Annotated in this window: 14 protein-coding genes; 10 read left to right on the top strand and 4 right to left on the bottom strand. The window is 73.0% G+C overall.

All coding sequences use genetic code 11. From position 1 onward, the window contains the following. Positions 1-35 precede the first annotated feature (35 nt). Genes Mam01_RS32335 through Mam01_RS32325 form a run of 3 tightly spaced genes read left to right on the top strand, consistent with a single transcriptional unit; the run spans position 36 to position 2426 of the window. Positions 36-404, top strand: coding sequence for a group I truncated hemoglobin (locus Mam01_RS32335; RefSeq protein WP_204288980.1), 369 nt, complete (start codon positions 36-38; stop codon positions 402-404). 58 nt (positions 405-462) lie between these two features. Then, positions 463-1008 carry a PadR family transcriptional regulator gene (locus Mam01_RS32330; RefSeq protein ID WP_204288979.1) on the top strand — a complete coding sequence of 182 codons (546 nt, stop codon included), beginning with the start codon at positions 463-465 and terminating at the stop codon, positions 1006-1008. Continuing rightward, a complete protein-coding gene (locus Mam01_RS32325) occupies positions 1005-2426 on the top strand; it encodes a DHA2 family efflux MFS transporter permease subunit (RefSeq protein ID WP_204288978.1) in 1422 nt (473 codons plus the stop codon). The genes Mam01_RS32330 and Mam01_RS32325 overlap by 4 nt, the downstream gene beginning before the upstream one ends. Here the strand turns inward: Mam01_RS32325 and Mam01_RS32320 are convergent. Together Mam01_RS32320 and Mam01_RS32315 are read right to left on the bottom strand one after the other, a co-directional pair. Continuing rightward, on the bottom strand, positions 2396-3598 hold the full coding sequence (locus Mam01_RS32320; protein ID WP_204288977.1) for a helix-turn-helix domain-containing protein: 1203 nt from the start codon (positions 3596-3598) through the stop codon (positions 2396-2398). The genes Mam01_RS32325 and Mam01_RS32320 overlap by 31 nt on opposite strands. Further along, positions 3585-4376, bottom strand: a complete 792-nt coding sequence (locus Mam01_RS32315; RefSeq protein ID WP_204288976.1) for a hypothetical protein — start codon at positions 4374-4376, stop codon at positions 3585-3587. The genes Mam01_RS32320 and Mam01_RS32315 overlap by 14 nt, the downstream gene beginning before the upstream one ends. 127 nt (positions 4377-4503) lie before the next feature. Here Mam01_RS32315 and Mam01_RS32310 point away from each other — a divergent pair, with 127 nt between their 5' ends. The 3 genes from Mam01_RS32310 to Mam01_RS32300 all read left to right on the top strand — a co-directional run bounded on the left by Mam01_RS32310 (position 4504) and on the right by Mam01_RS32300 (position 8496). After that, on the top strand, positions 4504-5409 hold the full coding sequence (locus Mam01_RS32310) for a DUF72 domain-containing protein (protein WP_204288975.1): 906 nt from the start codon (positions 4504-4506) through the stop codon (positions 5407-5409). Positions 5410-5696: 287 nt separating this feature from the next. Further along, a complete protein-coding gene (locus tag Mam01_RS32305; RefSeq protein WP_204288974.1) occupies positions 5697-7340 on the top strand; it encodes a serine/threonine-protein kinase in 1644 nt (547 codons plus the stop codon). A gap of 10 nt (positions 7341-7350) precedes the next feature. After that, entirely contained in the window at positions 7351-8496 is a 1146-nt protein-coding gene (locus tag Mam01_RS32300; protein ID WP_204288973.1) for an acyltransferase family protein, read from the top strand. Here the strand turns inward: Mam01_RS32300 and Mam01_RS32295 are convergent. Then, positions 8480-10045 carry a multicopper oxidase family protein gene (locus tag Mam01_RS32295; protein WP_204288972.1) on the bottom strand — a complete coding sequence of 522 codons (1566 nt, stop codon included), beginning with the start codon at positions 10043-10045 and terminating at the stop codon, positions 8480-8482. The genes Mam01_RS32300 and Mam01_RS32295 overlap by 17 nt on opposite strands. After that, entirely contained in the window at positions 10039-10476 is a 438-nt protein-coding gene (locus tag Mam01_RS32290) for a hypothetical protein (RefSeq protein WP_204288971.1), read from the bottom strand. The genes Mam01_RS32295 and Mam01_RS32290 overlap by 7 nt, the downstream gene beginning before the upstream one ends. A gap of 76 nt (positions 10477-10552) precedes the next feature. On the opposite strand from Mam01_RS32290, the gene Mam01_RS32285 reads away from it, so the two are divergent. From Mam01_RS32285 to Mam01_RS32270, 4 genes are all read left to right on the top strand, one after another. After that, positions 10553-11026 carry a MarR family winged helix-turn-helix transcriptional regulator gene (locus tag Mam01_RS32285; RefSeq protein ID WP_204288970.1) on the top strand — a complete coding sequence of 158 codons (474 nt, stop codon included), beginning with the start codon at positions 10553-10555 and terminating at the stop codon, positions 11024-11026. Positions 11027-11090: 64 nt separating this feature from the next. Then, positions 11091-12008: a DUF72 domain-containing protein gene (locus Mam01_RS32280; protein WP_204288969.1), complete on the top strand. Its 918-nt coding sequence runs from the start codon at positions 11091-11093 to the stop codon at positions 12006-12008. A gap of 41 nt (positions 12009-12049) precedes the next feature. Then, complete coding sequence (locus Mam01_RS32275; protein WP_204288968.1) at positions 12050-12898, top strand: alpha/beta fold hydrolase; 849 nt, start codon at positions 12050-12052, stop codon at positions 12896-12898. Between the two features lie 505 nt (positions 12899-13403). Next, positions 13404-13954: cellulose-binding domain-containing protein (locus Mam01_RS32270; protein ID WP_204288967.1), on the top strand; the 551-nt coding region annotated here is incomplete at its 3' end.

The following is a 13954-nucleotide window of genomic DNA, read 5'->3' as shown; positions in this document are numbered from 1 at the left end:
GGCGAGGAGGTCACACAGACACGAGAGGAAACGGTATGCCGTCCATCTTCGATCAGATCGGCGGATCGGCAGCGGTCTCGGCCGTGGTCGACGAGTTCTACACACGGGTCGTCGCCGATCCGATGCTGCAGGGATACTTCGCGGACGTCGACATGGACAAGCTGAAGGCGCACCAGCGCAGCTTCGTCGCCGCGGCGCTCGGCGGTCCGCAGGAGTACCGGGGCAAGTCGATGGACGTGGCGCACGCCGGGCTCGGCATCACCGCCGAGGAGTTCGGCCAGGTGGTCGTCCACCTGGCCGGTGCGCTGGAGTCGTGCGGGGTGGACGGGGAGACGATCGGCGCCATCGCCGGGGCCCTCGCCCCGCTGAAGGACCAGGTCGTGCAGAGCCAGGCCGTCGCCTGATCCGTCCCTCGGCACGCCGGGACTCGTAGGTTAAAATAACCTAGGTTATGTTGGATGGGTGTACTCCGACATAATGATCCTGCGCGGCCTGCTCACCGCGCCGAAGCACGGTTACGAGATCAAGAAGTACATGGAGCGCCTCACGGGCGGTCTTCTCAACAACAACACGCTCTATCCCGCCCTGCGCCGCTTCGAGCAGCGCGGGGAGATCGAGAAGATCGCCGAGGAGGTGGCGCCCGGCCGTCCCCAGCGCACCGTCTACCGGATCACCGGCAAGGGGCGGGAACGCCTGCTGGCGCTGCTGCGCACCGCCGATCCCCAGGTGCTGGTGAAGGACGAGGAGTTCCAGGTCAGGGTCGGCCTGTTCGACCTGCTGCCCGTCGCCGACCGGCGCAGGATCGTCGAGGTCAGGCGGGAGCGCGTCGAACACGAGCTGGCCCTGCAGGAGGAGCTGGCCGCCGCCGCCGGGCACGCGCCCTGGGGCGAGCGCGTCCTCGCCTTCACCGTCGAACGGCTCCGGCTGGAGCTGCTCTGGCTGGCCGAGCTGGAGGCGGTGCTGGAGGAGACGGCGCCTGAGGAGACGGCGCTGGAGGACAAGGGGTGACCGCCGCCGCGGGCGCGACACCCACCCGCCTCATGTCGGCCGGCCTCGTCGCGGGGCCGGTGCTCTCGATGATCGACTCGTCGGTGGTCAACCTCGCGGTGCCGGATCTCGTCCGCGAGCTGGGCCGCCCGCTGGAGGTCGTCCAATGGACGGTGAGCGGCTATCTGCTCGCCCTGGCGATCGGCCTGGCCGCCACGTCGTACCTGGCCAGGCGCTTCGGCCTGGTGCCGACGTACGCCGGGAGCCTGGCCCTGTTCACGGTCTCCTCCGTCGCGTGCGCGCTCAGCGCGGACGCCGGCATGCTGATCTGCTTCCGGGTCGTGCAGGGCCTCGCCGGGGCGCCCCTGGTCCCGCTGGCGATCGGCCTGCTCATCGGACAGGGAGGCGCCACCGAGGGGGCGCGTGGCAGGGTGCCGCTCACCGCCGGTCTCGCGTTCTTCGCCGCGCCCGCGCTGGGCGTCTCCCTGGGCGGCCTGCTGATCGGCGCGTACGGCTGGCGCTCCATCTTCCTGGTCAACCTGCCGGTCGGGCTGCTCGCCCTGCCCGGCGCGCTGGCGGCCCGCCGGGCCGGCCTCGGCGCGAGGGGCGACCGCGCCGTACGGCCGGACCTGCTCGGGCTGGTCCTGCTGGCGGCCGGGCTCGGCCTGACCTCCTACGGAGTGGAGCGGGCGGCGGCGCACGGGTGGGCCACCCTCTCCTGGCCGGCCGGCCTGGTGCTCCTGGCCGCCTACGTGTTGTGGGCGCGCCGCCGGCCGCAGGCCGCTCTGGCGCTCGACCTGGCCCGGGATCCCGTACGGGCGCTCACGCTCGCCCTGTGCGCGGTGTCGAGCATCGTGCTGTTCGCCGTGCTGTTCCTCGCGCCGCTGTATCTCCAGACGATCCAGCACCACACCGGCCTCGTCACCGGGCTCGCGCTCCTGCCGCAGGGGCTGGCGATGGGAGTGTCGGCCGCCGCCGGCACCAGGGTCGCCGAGCGCTTCTCGGTGCGGTTCGTGGTGGTGGCCGGCATGCTGTTCCTCGCGGTCACGACCGGTCTCATGGCGCTGCTGTCGGCCGGCACGCCCGTCTGGCTGACCACGCTCCTGCTCTGCGGCCGCGGCCTGGCGATCGGGTTCACCAGCCAGCCCCTGGTCGTCTCGCTGCTGGGCGGGCTGCCGCCCGAGCGCGTCCCGGATGCGAACACCCTGTTCAGCGTCGTGCAGCGGCTGGCCGGGTCGTTCGGGATCGCGCTGCTGGTGACGTTCCTCACCACCCGTGGCGCGGCCGCCGGGTCCGCGCTCACGGGCTTCCGGGAGACCATGCTGGTCCTCGCCGCGACGGCGCTGCTCGGCGCTCCCGGCGCGGCGCTGCTGCGGCGACAGGCGGCAGACGGAGCGGGCGCCCCTGGTCAGAGGACCAGTTTCAGCTCCGGGCGGTGATTCGGGAGGCCGATGAGCTCGCGCACCCGCGCCGGCGGCCAGGCGAGCTCCCGCGCGAGCGCGGACACGGTCAGCCGGGCCTCGGCCGCCGCCATCTCGAAGGCCCGGGCGAGCAGCACGGGTTGCTCGCCGGGGTAGCCCGACACCGGCTCCGCCGCGAAGCCCGGCTGGTCGCGCAGTGCGGCGAGCCGCTGCCAGGCCCGGCCCGCCGCCGAGTCGGAGAGCAGCCCGACCTCCCGGCACCGGTAGAGCAGGGAGTCGACCGACACCCCCCAGACGCGGCGCAGCTCGGCCAGCCGCCGCAGGTCGGCGCGGGCGGGCAGGCTCGGCCCGATGCTGTCGCGCGGCGTGAGGAACTCGGCGGCGAAGGAGTCGGCCTCGCGCTCCTGCTGGCTGTCCCCGGCCGCCGCGTCGCCGTGCAGGACGAGGTGGCCCAGTTCGTGGGCGGCGGTGAAGCGGTGCCGGTAGACGTCGTCGAAGCGGTTGGGCGTCAGGACGACGATGGGCCGGGGCAGGCTGGAGGTGGAGAAGGCGTCGACCGTGACCGCGTCCTCGTCGGCCCGGGGGAAGACGACGACGATGCCCCGCGACTCCATGTGCCGCACCAGGTGGCTGACCGGCCCGGCGCCGAGGCCCCAGTGGGCCCGCAGCGCGCGGGCCGCGCCCACGGGATCGCGGGGGAGGGCGGTGCCGGAGTCGACCTCGCCCCCGGCGAAACCCGGCAGGTCGACGAAGGGGAGCCGCACCCGCTTCTCCAGCGCGTACGTCAGCTCCCAGACCTGCTCGACGAAGGCCACGGCCTTGGCCCGCTGGTAGGCCCGGGTGGAGCGCAGGCTGCGGAAGTGCGCCATCGAGCCGTCGAGCTTGCCGTGCGGGCGGCCCGGCAGGAAGAACGCCGCCGGCACCGCGAGCACCTCGGCGAGGAGCGGGACCAGGTCGGGACGCGGCCGGGTGACCCCGGCCTCGTACTGGCCGACCGCGGCGGGCGACACGCCGACGCGCTCGGCCACCTCCTTCTTGGTCAGCGCGGCGAGCCGTCTGGCCTGGGTGAGCCGCGTCCCGTCGAAGGCGTCCGCCACCGCCTGCGGGCTGGGCTCGCGCGGGGCGCGGCCCTCGCCCGGCTCCCCGTCCGGCTGCCTCGCGACCAGGCGCGGTCGCCTATCGTCCTTCATCGGCGACGTCCGGCGCGTCCGCCGGCGCCTCGCTCTCCGGCGGCAGGGCCGCCGCGCGCTCGTACGGCGAGCGGGTGTTCATCTCGGGGGCGGGCATCGCGCCCCCGGAGAAGACGGGCGGCGTCTCGACGGACAACGTCCCGGCGGACAGGGTTCCCGCGAGGGCGGCCCCGGCGAGGGGGATCTCCTCGTAGTGGTGCCAGCGCAGGTTGCCGGTGCGGTCGAGCAGCTCGGCCTCGCCCCACCACGCGTCGAGCAGCCCGGCCCCGGCGTTGCACGCGTACGCGATGAGCACCAGGCGGGTGCCCTCGGGGAGCTGCGTCAGCGCCCGGGCGGCCGGGGTGACCGGCTCGGGCATGCCGTCCTCGACGCCGCCCAGCGTCAGCTGCTCGGTCCAGGGCCGGGGGCCGAACCGGGTGAACAACGCCTGGACCAGCCCCGACGGCCTGCCGTCGCCGATCCGGGCGTTCACGACGCCGACCGACCGGTCCTTCGCGTAGCGGAAGGGGAAGAGCAGGTTGCCGCCGAGGACGACGAGCTCGTGCTGGGAGCCCGGCGGCTTGACGATCTCGACGTCGGCCATGTCCGCGAACGCGCGGGCCAGCGCCTCGAACTTGCGCGACATCATCGTGAAGCCGAACGGATGCAGATGCCGGGTCCGCGCGGTCTGCTGGGCGTCCCGGGCGTTCTCCAGGGCGATCGCCAGCGCCTCGGCGACGCCGCGGCGGATCTGCCCGGCGCGTGGCCCGAACGTCTCCAGGGCCCAGGTCGACAGCATCGGCCACCTCCGGTGCGCTTCGGCCGGCGACCGGCGCACGCCGGAGCCGCTTTATTTTCCAACATCATAGACCCGTCGGCGCTTCACACGTCACACCCGACACACCTCTCCTGACTTATCGTGAGATATGGGGGAGATCCTGGTCGGCACGGCGTCGTGGACCGACAAGACGCTGCTGGAGTCCGGGTGGTATCCGCCCGGCGTCACGACACCCGAGGAACGCCTGCGCCACTACGCGGGCGAGTTTCCGCTGGTGGAGGTCGACTCGACCTACTACGCGCCGCCCGCCGAGGCCACCGTGAGGCTGTGGGCCGCGCGCACGCCCCCGGGGTTCGTCTTCGACGTCAAGGCGTTCTCCCTGCTCACGCGGCATCCCACCCGGCCGGCCGCGCTGCCGAAGGACCTGCGGCCGAGCGGCGACGGCAAGAACCTGTACGCCCGCGACCTCGATCCGCGGATCGTCGAGCAGGTCTGGGAGCGGTTCCTCAGCGCCCTGCTGCCGTTGCGGGACGCGGGCAAGCTCGGGGCGGTGCTCTTCCAGTTCCCCCGGTGGTTCCCGATCGGCCGGGCGAACAAGCACTACATCCTGGAGTGCAAGCGGCGCTGCGAACCGCTCCGGATCTCCGTGGAGTTCCGCAACCACACCTGGATGAGCGAGGAGAACCGGGCCGAGACCCTCGACTTCCTCCGGTCGTACGGGCTGCCGTACGTGTGCGTGGACATGCCGCAGGGCTATCCCGACTCGGTCCCCCCGGTCGTCGCGGCCACCTCCGACCTGGAGGTCGTGCGCTTCCACGGGCACAGCGACAAGTGGACCAGCCACGACGTCCACGAGCGCTTCGGCTACCACTACTCGCCGGAGGAGCTGGAGCGGTGGGCGCCGAGGCTGCGTGATCTGGGCGCCGAGGCGACCACCACGCACGTGCTGATGAACAACTGCTACCGCGACTACGCGCAGACCAACGCCCGGCAACTCGCCGCCGTGCTGGCGGGCATGCCGGACTGCGAGGTCCGCCCCCGGCCGCCTCGGTGAGGCGCGTGGCCGGAGCCCGCGCGCCCGGCCCGCCCCCACGCGCCCGGCCCGCCCCCACGCGCCCGGCCCGCCCCCACGCGCCGGGGGGCTCGGAGGGCTCGTCCCGGCACCGGCGCATCTCCTCCCGCCCCTGAGCCGGGGGTGCGATTTCGCTGCCGACCTATCTCCAGATATGACAGGATCCGGCCTGTTCCACCGATATACCGGCGGCATCGCGAGGGAGCGGGACGAATGCGGGAATTGCCGGAACGGATCACCTGCGACCGCCGCGCGTGACGGGCCCCGCCGTGCCGCGACGCCCCCTCGACCCCGGTGACCCCGAGCGGATCGGCGACCACCGCCTCGTCGGCGTGCTCGGCGAGGGCGGCCAGGGCACGGTCTACCTCGCTCAGGACGCCTCGGGCGGCCAGGTCGCGATCAAGCTGCTGCACGCCAGGGAGGCCGCGGACGCCACGAGCCGCCGCCGCTTCCTCCGGGAGGCGGAGACGGCGCGCGGGCTCGCCCTCTTCTGCACCGCCCGCGTGCTCGACGCCGGGTCCCACCACGGACGGCCGTACATCGTCACCGAGTACATTCCCGGGCCCTCGCTGGCGGCGGCGGTCGCCGGGGACGGCCCGCGTACGGGCAGCGGGCTGCACCGCCTCGCCGTCGCCACGCTGACGTCCCTCGCCGCGATCCACCGGGCCGGGATCGTGCACCGCGACTTCAAGCCCGGCAACGTGATCCTCGGACCCGAGGGGCCCGTGGTCATCGACTTCGGCATCGCGAGCGCCGCCGACCACACCGTCAGCGGCGGCGCGATGGCGGGCACGCCCGCCTTCATCGCCCCCGAGCAGCTCGCCGGGCAGCGGCCCGGCCCCGCCTCCGACGTCTTCAGCTGGGCCGTGACGATCGCGTACGCCGCGACCGGGCGCCTGCCGTTCGGCGGGCCGACCGTTCCGGCCATTCTGATGGCCATCTCGGCGCACGAGCCCGACCTGTCCGGCGTGCCCGCCGACTTCCGGCCACTGCTGGAGGCGTGCCTGGCGAAGGACCCGGCCGCCCGGCCGGCCGCCTCCGCCGTGCTGCGCGCCCTCACCGGCGACGACGCGGTCACGGCCGCCACGTCGGCGTCCACCACGCCGGCGTTCACCCAGGCACCGGCCGATCCGGCCCATACGGTCGTCTCCGGCGGCGGCGCGATCCCGGCAGGCGCGGACACGGGCGACCCGCCGCGGCGGCGGTGGCTCGTCGGCCTCGCGGCGGGAGTGACGGCCGTGCTCGTCGTGGGCTGGATCCTCCTGTACGCGTCCCGCGGCGGCGAGGCGGGGCCCCGGGGCGGGAGCCTGCTGTACGGCGACGACTTCGGCGACCGGGGCAACTGGGACGGCTACACCTTCGACCCGGACGCGACCGGCGACCAGCGCACGACGCACGGCTACGAGATCGAGCGCGGCGTCTACACGCTCCGCGCCGACGGCACCGAGCCGGGCAATGTCGCGCTGTCGCCCGTACCCGCCAAGACCGACGCGGCGGCGGGGCGCGACGTGCTGGTCGGCGTGACGGCCGAGCCGCGGGACGCCCCCGGGCAGGGCGGCTTCGGGCTCGTGTGCCGGTGGGACGAGGACGTCCCCAACGGCTACGCGTTCCTGCTGGGCTTCGACGGCACCGCCCGCGTCGTGCGCCGGTCCGAGGGCCTGGACCTCGACGTCGTCCCGCCGGTGAAGGCGGCCGCGCCGCACGCCGGGCGCGCGGTGCGCCTCCAGGCCTCCTGCCGGGGGTCCCGGCTGACGTTCTGGGTCGACGGCACGCGCGCCCTCGACGCCGTGGACGCCCATCCTCTCCCTGCGGGCCCGCACAGCCAGGCGGGGGTCCTCGCCCGCGTGCCCGAGGCCGGAGGCGGCACGGTCACCGTCTCGTTCGACGACTTCAGCGTGCGCAAGGCGGGCTAAAGTCACCTGAATGGCGGCGAACCCCTCTCGGCTGGCATGGCTGGACGCGTTGCGCGGAGTCGCCGCGCTGGGCGTGGCACTGCACCACGGGGCCTGGACCTTCGTCCCGGAGTTCTGGGCGGAAGTGGACGGGGCCGTCGACGTCGGCACCTGGGGCGTCTTCGCGTTCTTCCTGGTCAGCGGATACATCATCCCGGCCTCCCTGGAACGGCGCGGCGACCTGCGGGCCTTCTGGACCGGCCGGGCCTTCCGGCTGCTGCCCCTGCTGCTCACCGCGCTCGCCCTCGCGCTGCTCCTCGCGTACGCCGGCGCGTTCGTGCCGTCACCCGACCTGAACCGGCGTCCGCTGGCGCTCGTCGCCCTCGGCAACCTCACGATGCTGCAGGAACTGCTCGGCCTGCCCGCCGTGATCAACGTGATGTGGACGCTCTCCTACGAGATGGCGTTCTACCTGATGGTCGCGGGGCTCTTCGCCGTACGGCAGGCACACCGGCCGGCGCCGGTCGCCGTCGTCCTGGCGCTCGCCGCGGTGCCCCTCGGCCTGCTGCTGCCGCGCGCGACGATCAACGGCCGTGCGGGCGCCGCCGCTCTGGTCCTCGCCGTCGCGGTCGTGCTGGCCATCGCGGCGTCCGCGGGGCCGTACGGCGCCGTCCGCAGGGCGGCGGCGGTCATCGGGGGCCTCCTCGGTCTGGCGCTGGTCGTGCTGGGCAGCCGGGGCGGCGCCGGACAGGGGCTGGTCATCGCGGCGGCGATGTTCGCCGGGACGGCCGTCTACCGGGCCGAGCGCGGAGCGATCCGGTGGCGTACGGCCGCGGCGGCCCTGCTGGCCGTCCTGGCCTGCACGGTGGTCGCCGAGCACGATCCCACGCACACGGTGGCGATCGTGCTCGCGGCGGCCTGTTTCCTGGCCGCCTTCGCGCTGCGGGGCCGGGCGTTCCCCCGGTGGCTCACCCACCTCGGAGTGATCAGCTTCTCGCTCTACCTCTTACATCCGCTCCTGCTGCGGATCGCGCCGAACCTGCCGCTGTTCCTCCTCGCCACGGTGGCGCTCGGCCACGTGACCCACCGCCTCGTGGAGGCCCCGGGCCAGCGCCTCGGCCGCCGCCTGGCCCGGTCGTCCCGGGCGCCGGCGGCCGAGATCAGCGGACCGTGGTGAAGGTGGCCATCATCCCCATGTCCTCGTGTTCGAGGTTGTGGCAGTGCATGACGTACCGGCCCGCGTAGTCGTCGAACCTGACCAGGACGGCCATCTGCTCACCCGGGCGCAGGTCCACGGTGTCCTTCGGCCCGTGGTCGTACGGCCCGGGCCCGCCGAGGCCCCGGGACAGGACCTGGAAGTGGGACAGGTGGACGTGGATCGGGTGGTGGAAGTCGGAGAGCAGCCGCCAGATCTCGGTGGTGCCGAGCTTCGGGCTCATGATGCTGTCGGTGGGCGAGAACGCCCGGCCGTTGATCGTCCAGCCCGGCATCCCGCGCACGGTGTCGTGCCGGAACTCGAACCGGCGGGTGACGACGGCGTCCTTCTCGCGCAGGGGGACGGCCGCGGTGAGCACGTCCGGCACCCGGCTGCGGTCGTCGGCACGGGCGGTGACGTGGAAGCGCATGACGTCGGCGGTGGTGCCGTCGCCCCACTCGTTGCGCACCGTGACGTACTGGCCCGGACGGTAGCGGCCGAAGTCGACCACCACGTCGAAACGCTGGGCCGGCGCCATCTCCAGCGCGTCGTGCGGGATCGGCCGGCTGAGCAGGCCGCCGTCCGTGCCGACCTGTACGAAGGCGTTCCCGCCGGGCGGGGGCGGGTCGAGGACGAGGCGGTAGCGCCGGGCGTTGGACGCGTTGAGCAGGCGCAGGCGGTGCCGTACGGCGGGCACCGGGGCCAGCGGCCACGGCACGCCGTTGACCAGGATCACGTCTCCGAGGACCCCGGGCCCGTACGGGGAGCGCACCCCCGGCGTGTGCGTGAGAGTGGGGTCCAGGCTCGGGTACCGCAGGCCGCCGTCCTCGGCGAACGAGCGATCCATGATCGCGATCGGCATGTCCCGGTCGCCGCCGGGCAGGCCGAGGGACAGTTCGTGCCGGTCGTGGACGATGTGGAAGCCCGCCAGGCCGCGCCACACCCCGGGGCCGGTGAAGTCCATCCGGTGGTCGTGGTACCAGAGCGTCGCGGCGGGCTGCCGGAGGGGATAGACGTAGTCGCGCCGCCCCATGGAGACGTCGCCGCTCATGGCCGTGTGCCCGGCGCCGGCCATGTGGTGGCCGGAGGCGCCCTCCGGATACACCAGGTCGGTCGGGTAGCCGTCGTGCTCCGGGGGCGTGCGGCCGCCGTGCAGGTGGACGACGACGGGCGCCGGCAGCCGGTTGCGGTGGGTGACGATCGTTCGGCGGCCACTGGTGGACACGATGGTCGGACCGGGGAAGATCCCGTTGTATCCCCAGATCTCGGTCCGCACGCCCGGCAGGATCTCGGCGACCGCCGTACGCTGGACGATCTCGTAGCGGTCCGCGGCGCCGTCCGTGCTCGTGGGCCGCAGCACCGGCGGCACCCGGAACGGCAGGGTGTACGGCCGGGGCAGCGGCAGCCGGCTGGGCAGGAGTTCGCCCGTGCTGGAAGACCCGCCCATCCCCGATATCAGCGGCACCCCGACGACGGCCGCCGAGCCGGCGCCGCCGAGGATCCCCAGGAAGCGACGCCTGCCGATCACCATGCCTCCGCTCCGGCCTTCGCGGCAGCGCGCTCGATCCCCTCGCGCGGCGGCGCGGGCCGATAGCGCCAGGCCCAGAGCGTCAGCGCTCCACCCAGCAGGATGATCGCCACGCCGAGCGGGATGTGCAGCGTGACCGTACGGGCGAATCCCAGGACGATCTGCTGCGCGATCAGGCCGAACAGGCCGGCGCACGCCAGGGCGGGCCACAACGGCCCCCGGCCGGGCCAGCGCAGGAGGAGGGCGCAGAGCGCGGCGACGATCACGGCGATGCCCGCGTAGGTGGCGTTCTCCCGGTGCGTGTGCAGCGCCCCGAACGAGCCGGAGAGCATCTGCCCGGCGAAGACCGCCTGGTCGAACAGCATCAGGGCCGCGACGGTCATCGCCACCCGGAAGGGCCAGTGCGCCCAGCCCGGTCTCTTGTCCTCAGCCATGCGCCCAGCCTAGCAATATGCTCTCAAGTGAGAGCTTCTCATCTGAGACGAATTTGGCCGGGAATATTCTGAGGAGATGACGTCGGAGAGATCGGTGGGGCCGGAGGTCGGGCTGCTGCTGCGCCTGGCCCACCAGCACGCGGCCCGCGAGTTCACCCGGGCGCTGTCTCCGCTGGGCATCGAGGGCAGGCACTTCGGCGTGCTGACCACACTGGCCAGGCTCGGGCCGGCCTCCCAGTCCCGGCTGACCGGCGAGCTGGGCAGCGACAAGACCGCCATGATGCGGACCGTCGACGTGCTGGAGCAGCAGGGACTGGTCGTCCGCCGCCCGGTGCCCGGAGACCGCCGGGCCCGTACCGTGGAGCTGACCCCGGAGGGCCGGCGGCTGCTGGCCCGGGCCAGTGAGATCGCCCAGCGGGTGTCGGCCGACCTGCTCGGCGGCTTCACTCCTGAGGAACAGCGGGCGTTCCGCGCCCTGCTGGTCCGTTTCGTCGCCCTCGGCACCCCCGGCTTCACCGTTCCCGACGTCGTCGGCCCGGACCCCGCGTAGGACCACCGCGTAGGACCACCGCGTAGGACCACCGCGGAGAGGCGGAAGCGCCTACGGTCGGGGGATGGGCAAGATCCTGATCGGTACGGCCTCCTGGACCGACAAGTCGCTTCTCGCGTCCGGCTGGTATCCCCCCGAGGCGTCCACACCCGAGACCCGGCTCGGTTACTACGCCGCCCGCTTCCCCCTGGTCGAGGTGGACGCCACCTACTACAACCCGCCCGCCCGGCGTACGGCCGAGCTGTGGCGGGACCGCACGCCCAAGGGCTTCACCTTCAACGTCAAGGCGTTCTCGCTGCTCACCGGGCATCCGACCCGGCCCTCGGCGCTGTACAAGGACCTGCGGGCCGCGCTGGGGGAGCCCAGGCGCACGCTCTACGCGCGTGACCTTCCCACCGAGGTCGTCGAGGAGGTGTGGCGGCGCTTCCTCTCCGCGCTGGAGCCGCTGCACGAGGCGGGAAAGCTGGGCGCGGTGCTGTTCCAGTTCCCCCAGTGGTTCCCGCCCGGCAGCGCCAACCGCCGCTACATCCTCGAATGCCGGGACCGCTGCCTGCCGATGCGGGTGTGCGTCGAGTTCCGCAACGCGGCGTGGATGACCCCCGACGCGCGGGACGAGACCCTCGGCTTCCTGGCGGACAACGACCTGCCGTACGTCGGAGTGGACATGCCGCAGGGGCATCCGTCGTCGATCCCGCCCGTGCTCGCGGCCACCTCCGACCTCGCGGTCGTCCGCCTGCACGGTCACTCGGACAAGTGGACGAGCCGCGTCATCGAGGAGCGCTTCGGCTACCTCTACTCGGAGGACGAGCTCCGGAGCTGGGCGGACCGGATCGCGGGCCTGGCCGGCCAGGCGGTGACCACCCACGTGCTGCACAACAACTGCTGCGCCGACAACGCCCAGCGCAACGCCGAGCGGCTGACCGAGCTGCTGGGGCGGCTCGGCGCCGATGTCGTCAGCCCGGATCCCGTGCCGCCGCGTTAATCCGTTGCAGCAGGCGAAACGCCGTTGACAGGGTTCTCGGCATGCTTCAGACATACTCCGCCCATGACGGAACGACCCTGGCCTATCGCGTGTCCGGAACGGGCGATCCCGTGGTCTGCCTGCCCGGCGGCCCGATGCAGAGCGCCGACTACCTCGGCGAACTCGGCGGCCTGCCGGCGCACCGGCGCCTGCTCAAGCTCGATCCCCGGGGCGCCGGCCGGTCCGCGGCACCGGAGGACGTCTCCTCCTACCGCTGCGACCGGCTCGTCGACGACGTCGAGGCGCTGCGCGAGCATCTCGGCGCCGACCGGATCGACCTGCTCGCGCACTGCGCCGGCGCGAACCTCGCGACGCTGTACGCCGCCCGGCACCCCGGACGGGTACGCAGGCTCGCCCTGATCACTCCGAGCACCAGGGCCGTCGGCATCGAGGCCACGGGGGAGTCGCGGCTCGCGACCGCCCGGTTGCGCCGGGACGAGCCGTGGTTCGGCGACGCGTTCGCGGCCCTCGAGGCGATCGTGGCCGGTGCCGCCGACGACGACGACTGGAAGCGCGTCGACCCCTTCTTCTACGGGCGTTGGGACACCGCCGCCCGGGCCCATCAGGCGGCCCAGGAGGGCCGGCGGAACGAGGAGGCCGCCGCCGTCTTCGGCGCCCCGGGCGCGTTCGACCCGCCGGCCACCCGCGCCGCGCTGGGCGCGTTCACCGCTCCGGTGCTGCTGCTCGCCGGGGAGGTCGACCTGAACACGCCGCCGGACGTCGTCGCCGAGTTCGCCGCGCTGTTCCCGCACGCCGAGTTCGTCGTACAGCCGGGGGCGGGGCACTTCCCCTGGCTCGACGACGCCCGCCGTTTCACGACGACGACGGCGGAGTTCCTCACCCGGCCCTGACGCGCCGCTCAGAGCCGTCCCGGGTCCCGGGGCTACAGGTGCGGCCTCGCCCACCGTGCTCGCCCACCGTGCTCGCGATCCTGTGCCGCGGAGCGGCCGTGACCCGATGTTTGGCGGAAAGGTCGGATAACCGGTCGTCATTATTGTGACGTTCTATCTTTGGGAACACCTCTCGGAGTTCTCGGACCCTCGTGGAATGGTCGGAGGACTGAAACTTTCACTTTGTGTGACAACCGCCGGTCTTCGCCGCGGTTCATCGTTCCACTTCAACACGGTCGACAGTCGCGCGGGAGGTGTACCCGGGGTCCGGCCGATTGACTGATGCCGCGCGCCGGGATTGGCTCAACAGCACACCACCACCATGAACGGAGCCGCGTCCGTGACCGGCCGGTAAATGTTAACGCTAACAAAACACGGATATGCACCGACTCCCAACAGGTGGCCTGATCGTCCGCGGCGATGACGCCGCGGAGAACACGCACATCTCGGAGAATGGGAAACACCTGTGCTAAATGTCAGCTCATTACGTCGGCGCCTGAAGCTCTCGGCCGCCGCCGTCGCCGCCCTTCTGGTGGCCGGCGCCGGTGTGGCAGGGACGCACGCGGCTTCGGCGGCCGCGGCCGGATGCCAGGTCACCTACACGGTGTCCAGCGAATGGCCGGGCGGATTCGGCGCAAGCGTCAAGGTCGACAACCTCGGTGACCCGATCAACGGCTGGAGGCTGACCTGGTCCTTCCCCGCCGGGCAGACCATCACCCAGCTGTGGAACGGCACCTACACCCAGTCGGGCTCCCAGGTCACGGTCACGAACGTCTCGTACAACGGCAGCATCCCCAGCGGTGGCAGCACCGAGTTCGGGTTCAACGGAGCCTTCAGCGGCTCCAACCCGAAGCCGGCGAGCTTCGCCCTGAACGGCGTGACCTGCACCGGCGGCGTCACCTCTCCGTCCCCCGGCGGCTCGCCCTCGGCGTCCCCTTCGGCGTCTCCCTCGGCATCGCCTTCGGCGTCGCCCTCGTCACCGGCGGGCAACCGGCCGTGTGACATCTACGCCGCCGG

The sequence above is a fragment of the Microbispora amethystogenes genome (assembly GCF_016863015.1).
Taxonomy (GTDB): Bacteria; Actinomycetota; Actinomycetes; order Streptosporangiales; family Streptosporangiaceae; genus Microbispora; species Microbispora amethystogenes.
Note: the sequence above shows the minus strand (reverse complement) of the source record. Positions and strands in the feature narration are given on the sequence as shown.

What these genes read in the sequence shown, in the direction of transcription:
- Mam01_RS32285 (WP_204288970.1), top strand. Translation starts at nt 10,553, where the DNA reads ATGACGTCGGAGAGATCGGTGGGGCCGGAGGTCGGGCTGCTGCTGCGC.
- Mam01_RS32295 (WP_204288972.1), bottom strand. Translation starts at nt 10,045, where the DNA reads ATGGTGATCGGCAGGCGTCGCTTCCTGGGGATCCTCGGCGGCGCCGGC.
- Mam01_RS32335 (WP_204288980.1), top strand. Translation starts at nt 36, where the DNA reads ATGCCGTCCATCTTCGATCAGATCGGCGGATCGGCAGCGGTCTCGGCC.
- Mam01_RS32290 (WP_204288971.1), bottom strand. Translation starts at nt 10,476, where the DNA reads ATGGCTGAGGACAAGAGACCGGGCTGGGCGCACTGGCCCTTCCGGGTG.
- Mam01_RS32275 (WP_204288968.1), top strand. Translation starts at nt 12,050, where the DNA reads ATGCTTCAGACATACTCCGCCCATGACGGAACGACCCTGGCCTATCGC.
- Mam01_RS32280 (WP_204288969.1), top strand. Translation starts at nt 11,091, where the DNA reads ATGGGCAAGATCCTGATCGGTACGGCCTCCTGGACCGACAAGTCGCTT.
- Mam01_RS32320 (WP_204288977.1), bottom strand. Translation starts at nt 3,598, where the DNA reads ATGAAGGACGATAGGCGACCGCGCCTGGTCGCGAGGCAGCCGGACGGG.
- Mam01_RS32310 (WP_204288975.1), top strand. Translation starts at nt 4,504, where the DNA reads ATGGGGGAGATCCTGGTCGGCACGGCGTCGTGGACCGACAAGACGCTG.
- Mam01_RS32300 (WP_204288973.1), top strand. Translation starts at nt 7,351, where the DNA reads ATGGCGGCGAACCCCTCTCGGCTGGCATGGCTGGACGCGTTGCGCGGA.
- Mam01_RS32315 (WP_204288976.1), bottom strand. Translation starts at nt 4,376, where the DNA reads ATGCTGTCGACCTGGGCCCTGGAGACGTTCGGGCCACGCGCCGGGCAG.